The organism is Nocardia wallacei, assembly GCF_029869545.1.
In the GTDB taxonomy this organism is placed as follows: Bacteria; Actinomycetota; Actinomycetes; order Mycobacteriales; family Mycobacteriaceae; genus Nocardia; species Nocardia wallacei_A.
The window spans coordinates 1-6,444 of sequence record NZ_JARWQD010000133.1 but is presented as its reverse complement, the minus strand read 5'-3'; the positions used below and the strand labels follow the sequence as shown (position 1 = coordinate 6,444).

At 66.9% G+C, this 6,444-nt stretch carries 8 protein-coding genes; all 8 read right to left on the bottom strand.

Annotated features, from left to right (window positions below):
- Positions 1–62: 62 nt before the first annotated feature.
- Positions 63–584, bottom strand: a complete 522-nt coding sequence (rplQ, locus tag QH290_RS10615) for a 50S ribosomal protein L17 (RefSeq protein ID WP_280382712.1) — start codon at positions 582–584, stop codon at positions 63–65.
- Between the two features lie 45 nt (positions 585–629).
- Positions 630–1,688, bottom strand: a complete 1,059-nt coding sequence (locus QH290_RS10610) for a DNA-directed RNA polymerase subunit alpha (protein ID WP_068020676.1) — start codon at positions 1,686–1,688, stop codon at positions 630–632.
- A 110-nt stretch (positions 1,689–1,798) separates the two neighbouring features.
- Positions 1,799–2,404 (bottom strand): 30S ribosomal protein S4, encoded by a 606-nt coding sequence (rpsD, locus tag QH290_RS10605; RefSeq protein WP_280382711.1) that lies wholly within the window; start codon positions 2,402–2,404, stop codon positions 1,799–1,801.
- 22 nt (positions 2,405–2,426) lie between these two features.
- Positions 2,427–2,840 (bottom strand): 30S ribosomal protein S11, encoded by a 414-nt coding sequence (rpsK, locus tag QH290_RS10600; protein ID WP_068020673.1) that lies wholly within the window; start codon positions 2,838–2,840, stop codon positions 2,427–2,429.
- Positions 2,841–2,849: 9 nt separating this feature from the next.
- On the bottom strand, positions 2,850–3,221 hold the full coding sequence (gene rpsM, locus QH290_RS10595; protein ID WP_068020671.1) for a 30S ribosomal protein S13: 372 nt from the start codon (positions 3,219–3,221) through the stop codon (positions 2,850–2,852).
- Between the two features lie 190 nt (positions 3,222–3,411).
- A complete protein-coding gene (gene rpmJ / locus QH290_RS10590) occupies positions 3,412–3,525 on the bottom strand; it encodes a 50S ribosomal protein L36 (RefSeq protein WP_025347279.1) in 114 nt (37 codons plus the stop codon).
- A 95-nt stretch (positions 3,526–3,620) separates the two neighbouring features.
- Entirely contained in the window at positions 3,621–3,842 is a 222-nt protein-coding gene (infA, locus tag QH290_RS10585) for a translation initiation factor IF-1 (protein WP_003886926.1), read from the bottom strand.
- A gap of 203 nt (positions 3,843–4,045) precedes the next feature.
- Positions 4,046–5,314, bottom strand: a complete 1,269-nt coding sequence (locus QH290_RS10580) for an MFS transporter (protein WP_280266133.1) — start codon at positions 5,312–5,314, stop codon at positions 4,046–4,048.
- Positions 5,315–6,444 lie beyond the last annotated feature (1,130 nt).

Genomic DNA, 6,444 nt, shown 5'->3' with positions numbered 1-6,444 from the left:
TCGCCCCCCCCCCCCCCCCGGGGGGGGCGGGGGGCCTCACTCATGGAATTCCGACGAGAGCGTCAGTCTTCCTTCTTGTCCTCGGCCGGAGCCTCGGCCTCGGCAGCCTCCTCGGCCTTCGCCTCGGCCTCTTCCGCCTTGGCCTCTTCCGCCTCGGCCTTCGGCTCCTCGACCTTCTTCTGCGACGCAGCAACGCGACGGGCGCGATCGGCCTCGTTGGTCACGGTCTTCTCCCGGACCAGCTCGATGATCGCCATCGGCGCGTTGTCACCCTTGCGCGGCAGGGTCTTGATGATGCGGGTGTAACCACCCTCGCGGCCCTCGAACGACGGTCCGATGGTCGCGAAGAGCTCGTGCACCACATCCTTGTTGCGGATCACCTTGAGCACCTCGCGGCGGTCGGCCAGCGAGCCGGCCTTGGCCTTGGTGACAAGCTTCTCGGCGTACGGGCGCAGCGCCTTGGCCTTCGCCTCGGTGGTCGTGATCCGACCGTGCTCAAAAAGCGCCGTCGCCAGATTGGCGAAGATCGCCTTCTGGTGCGACGCCGACCCGCCGAAGCGGGCACCCTTCTTGGGCTTGGGCATTGGTTGTTCTCCTTAGGAAAGGCCCCGGGCTTTGGCCCGTACGGCCTAGAGCTGTTCGGTTTCGGCGTAGTCCTGCTCGCCGTGGTCGGTGTCGCTGAACGAGCCGCTGTCGCTCCAGGTTCCGGTGGAGGCGTCGTAGCCGACGACGCTCGACGGATCGAAGGAGGCCGGGCTGTCCTTGAGCGACAGGCCCAGCGAGTGCAGCTTGACCTTCACCTCGTCGATGGACTTCTGCCCGAAGTTGCGGATGTCCAGCAGATCCGACTCGGTGCGGGCCACCAGTTCGCCGACGGTGTGCACGCCCTCGCGCTTGAGGCAGTTGTACGACCGCACGGTGAGGTCCAGGTCCTCGATCGGCAGCGCGAACGAGGCGATGTGGTCCGCCTCGGCCGGGCTGGGGCCGATCTCGATGCCCTCGGCCTCCACGTTGAGCTCACGCGCCAGGCCGAACAGCTCGACCAGGGTCTTACCGGCCGACGCCAGCGCATCCCGCGGGGAGATCGAGTTCTTGGTCTCGACATCCAGGATGAGCCGGTCGAAGTCGGTGCGCTGCTCGACACGGGTCGCCTCGACCTTGTAGGTCACCTTCAGCACCGGCGAGTAGATCGAATCCACCGGGATCCGGCCGATCTCCGCGCCCGAGGCCTTGTTCTGCACGGCCGGGACATAGCCGCGACCGCGCTCGACCACGAGCTCGATCTCCAGCTTGCCCTTGTCGTTCAGGGTGGCGATGTGCATGTCCGGGTTGTGGACGGTGACACCCGCCGGCGGGACGATGTCACCGGCGGTGACGGTGCCCGGGCCCTGCTTGCGCACGTACATGGTGACCGGCTCGTCCTCTTCGGACGACACGACCAGGCCCTTGAGGTTCAGGATGATGTCGGTGACATCCTCCTTCACCCCCGGGACGGTGGTGAACTCGTGCAGCACGCCGTCGATGCGGATGCTGGTGACCGCGGCACCCGGGATGCTCGAGAGCAGGGTGCGGCGCAGCGAGTTGCCGAGGGTGTAGCCGAAACCCGGCTCGAGCGGTTCGATGGTGAACTTCGAGCGGTTCTCCGCCAAGACCTCTTCGGTCAGCGTCGGTCGCTGTGAAATCAGCATGAGGATCTCCTCCTTCAGGGGCGCCCGCTATTTGACGCCCACGAACTGGGGCTTCCCGCTCGATCCCGGCCAAAAGCGTGCCGGGAATGCGGGAACAGCAACGCTCAGCCTTACTTCGAGTAGTACTCGACGATGAGCTGTTCGTTGATCGGCACGTCGATCTGCGCACGCTCCGGCAGCTGGTGGACCAGGATCCGCATCCGGTTCGGCACCACCTGCAGCCAGCCCGGGATCGGGCGGTCGCCGTGGGTCTCGCGCGCCACCTGGAACGGCAGCGTGGCCAGCGACTTCTCCTTGACATCGATGATGTCGTACTGGCTGACCTGGAAGCTGGGGACGTCCACCTTCTTGCCGTTGACCAGCAGGTGGCCGTGGCTCACGAGCTGGCGGGCCTGGCGGCGGGTGCGGGCCAGGCCGGCGCGGTACACGACGTTGTCCAGCCGCGACTCCAGGAGCTGCAGCATGTTGTCGCCGGTCTTACCCTTGCGACGGTTCGCCTCTTCGTAGTAGCGGCGGAACTGCTTCTCCATGACGCCGTAGGTGAAGCGGGCCTTCTGCTTCTCCTGCAGCTGAACCAGGTACTCGCTCTCCTTGATCCGCGCGCGGCCGTGCTGGCCCGGCGGGTAGGGGCGACGCTCGAACGCCTGATCGCCGCCGACGAGGTCGACGCGCAGACGACGCGACTTGCGGGTGATGGGTCCGGTGTAACGGGCCATTTCGCTCTACCTTCCTTTCCCGCTAGACGCGACGCCGCTTGGGCGGACGGCAGCCGTTGTGCGGCTGCGGGGTGACATCGGAGATCGTGCCCACCTCGAGGCCGGTGGCCTGCAGCGAGCGGATCGCGGTCTCGCGGCCCGAACCCGGGCCCTTGACGAACACGTCGACCTTCTTGACGCCGTGCTCCTGCGCCTTGCGGGCGGCGTTCTCGGCAGCGAGCTGCGCGGCGAACGGGGTCGACTTGCGCGAACCCTTGAAGCCGACGTGACCCGACGACGCCCACGCGATGACGTTGCCGGTCGGATCGGTGATGGTCACGATCGTGTTGTTGAACGTGGACTTGATGTGCGCGCTGCCGTGGGGAACGTTCTTCTTGTCCCTGCGACGCGACTTCTGGGTCTTCTTGGGGCCGGAGGCCCGACTCTTCGGAGGCATCGGTTATCCCTACTTCTTCTTGCCGGCGACGGTCTTCTTCGGACCCTTGCGCGTGCGCGCATTGGTCTTGGTCCGCTGGCCGCGCACCGGCAGGTGGCGACGGTGGCGGATGCCCTGGTAGCAGCCGATCTCGATCTTGCGGCGGATGTCGGCCTGCACCTCGCGGCGCAGGTCACCCTCGACCTTGAATTCCGACGCTTCGATGTAGTCGCGCAACCGGGTGACGTCGTCGTCGGTGAGATCCTTCGAACGCAGGTCCGGGCTGACGCCGGTGGCTGCCAGGATCTCCTTCGAGCGGGTACGGCCGACGCCGAAAATGTAGGTCAGTGCGACCTCCATGCGCTTCTCGCGCGGGAGATCGACGCCCATCAGACGTGCCATGTGGCGATTCCTTAATCGTTGCGGAGGTCTTCTCCCTGTCCGTCCCCTCGTGTGGGGCCCCGGCCTCCGTTCCGGGGGTTGGTCACCGTCCGCCCGCGGGGGCTCGCCGACGGTGACTGGCGCTGGGAGGTCTTCTTTTCAGTCAAGCCGAACTGCGTTCGTGCTCTACCGTGATCTGTCGTCCGATCCTTCAGCCCTGACGCTGCTTGTGGCGCAGGTTGTCGCAGATCACCATGACCCGCCCGTTACGGCGGATCACCTTGCACTTCTCGCAGATCTTCTTGACGCTCGGCTGAACCTTCACGTCCGTCCAATCTGGTTGTGGTTCACAGGGGTGTGAACACAGGTTTTCCCCGGCCTATCGACCGGGGAAGTCTCTCTATGTCGCGCGGAGCGCGATCACTTGTAGCGGTAAACGATGCGGCCGCGGGACAGGTCGTAGGGCGACAGCTCCACGACCACGCGGTCCTCGGGCAGGATGCGGATGTAGTGCTGGCGCATCTTGCCGCTGATGTGCGCGAGAACCTTGTGACCGTTCTCCAGCTCGATCCGGAACATCGCATTGGGCAGCGGCTCGATAACTCGACCCTCGACCTCGATGGCCCCGTCTTTCTTCGCCATATCCTCCGCGATCCCGTTTACGCCGGCCCCTGGCTGGGCCCGGCTCTTCGGCTAGCTCTCACTGCAGTTTGTCGTGCACTTGCGTCCACCTGGTGCCATACTCACCGGAAGCAACATGCGGACATGCACGACCGGCGGATAGATGCACCGCCGATCAATGCTACCTGTGCCCATACGACCCGGCCAAATGGGGTCCGCAGACGTCACTGTGCGTCCAACGGCCTGCGACCCGTGACCGGCCCCCACACTCCGATCATCACGACCATTAGTACCAGGGCGACGGTGATCACCGTGAACACCGCACCCGAGCCCCGGCTGTCCAGCAGCGGGAGCAGCAGGAACGGCTGCACGGCGGTGCTGAGTTTGGACAGGGAGTAGGTGGCGCCCGAGGCCGTGCCGCGCACACTGGTGGGGAACGACTCGGGCAGATAGGTGTGGATCGCGTCCGAGAAGACGTTGCTGGCCAGCGTGAACAGGCCGCCGGAGACCAGGATCAGCGGCACGCTCGTGGCGAAGCCGAAGATCAGGCCGAACACCGCCATCGCGAGGGTGGAGGCCATCACCAGGTACTTGCGTTCCATTCGCTCGATCAACGGGATCGCCAGCAGCGAGCCCAGCGGATAGCCGAGATAGGTGATCGCCAGGTAGCCGAGGCTGTTGACGACCGTGAAGCCCTTGTGCTGCAACGCCAGGACGGCCAGCGTGCCGAAGCCGTAGTAGCCGAACACCTGCAGGATCATCACCGCGGAGAACAGGGCCGTACGGCCGCGGAACGGCCTGCGCAGGATCTCGGTGAAGGGCACCCGTGCGGCGTCGCCGTCGCGGACATGCCGCTGCCGCGCGAGCCAGTGCGGCGATTCCGGCATATGGCGGCGGGCGACGAAAACCAGCGCCGCGCCGAGACCGCCGATCACGAACAGCCAGCGCCAGCCGTCCACGCCCAGCGGTTCCAGCGGCACCAGCCAGCGGGCCAGGAAGCCGACGGCCGGGACGGCACAGAAGCCGATCGTGTAGGCGATGGCGATCATGCGGCCGCGCACCTGCGGCGGCATCACCTCCGACAGATAGGTATCGGACAGGGTCATCTCCGCCCCGATGCCCAGGCCCGCCAGCACCCGCGTCGCCATCAGGAACCACACATTCGGGCTGAACGCGCCCAGCAGCGTGAATCCCGCGTAGAGGCCGATATTGATCATGAACATCCGGCGGCGGCCGAACACGTCCGACAGGCGGCCGAGCACCAGCGCGCCGGCGAACTGACCGGCGAAGGCCGAGGCGAGGATGCCGCTGAGCTCGTAGGTCGACAGCTGCAGCTGCTGCTTCAGCACACCGGTGATGGTCCCCGCGAGGAACAGCTCGTACAGGTCGAAGAACAGGCCCATGCCCACCAGGGCGACCAGCTTCCGGTGGATCGGGCGGACCGGAAGCTCGTCCAGGCGCATCCGGCCGCCGTCGTCGACTGCAGTTGCCATCCGGTCATGTTCTCGGTCTCGCAACCACACGGCAATGCGGTCCGCCCGATGTGGCGAAGACGACACTCGAGACGTGGACCGGCGGGCGGTCGGATGCGGGGTAGCGAGTACATCGCCACCGTTGGTGCTCGCGTAAACTACGGCCTGTCCAGGTAATCGGTCCAGCAGATCCAGGGGGCCTCGTGAGCGAGCGCAGCCAGCGAGCCGTGGGCGCAGCGCGCGGCACGCACGATGTGACCGAGCGTGAGCGAGGTGACGTCGGGCGCGTACGAACCGTGGACGTGGCGAGTGGCGAGGTGTCGGCGTGAGCGAGCTTGCGAGTGAACCGAAGACACAGCGTCCGCGGGGAACGACGGAGCCGAGCGCCAGCGAGGTGCAGGAGTGAGTCGCAATAACGATCTGCCGATGTTGCCGCCCTGGCTTTCGGAGAGTGACGTCACCCAGACGGGCTATGAGGCTCCGGTCCAGAATCTGCCGCACGAGGACTTCATTCCCGAACAGGCCCTGAAGAAGCGCTCGAAGCGCAAGCCCGACGACAAGCCCGAGCCCGACAGCGGCAAGAAGCGCCGCAAGGGCTGGCGCAAGGACAAGCCCGAGACCCCGGAGCCGGTGCGGACCGACTGGGGCCAGCCGCCGATGCCGGAATCCGCTGCGCCGCAGGGAGGTCCGCAGTACGGCACGCCCAACCACCCGCAACCCACCGAATTTCGCTCCCCGCACGAGGATCCGCGCGGCGGCGCGATGCCTACGGCACCGGACACCGACCGCGGCAGAGGCCCTGACCCGCACTCCGGCAGCGGATTCCACCCCGCTCCGCAACACCCCGGCGCCAACGCCACACCGCCACAACAGTCCGGCCCACGCCCGCACTTCCCGGACGCACCCCAACGGGGATTCGGCCCACAACATCCCGGCCCGGGGCCCCCGGGGCCCCCCCCACAGACCGGCCAACGCCCCCCCCACCCCCCCCCCCCCCCCGGCCCTCCCCCGGGGCCCCCCCCGGGGGGGCCACGGCCCCATATACGCCCGGGGCCCTCGCCCCCCCGCGGCCGCCCACTCTCACGATCCTTCGTCATGCGAACCACCATATCCGTTATTGCAGCGGCACTGCAATAACAGTGGTGCGACTC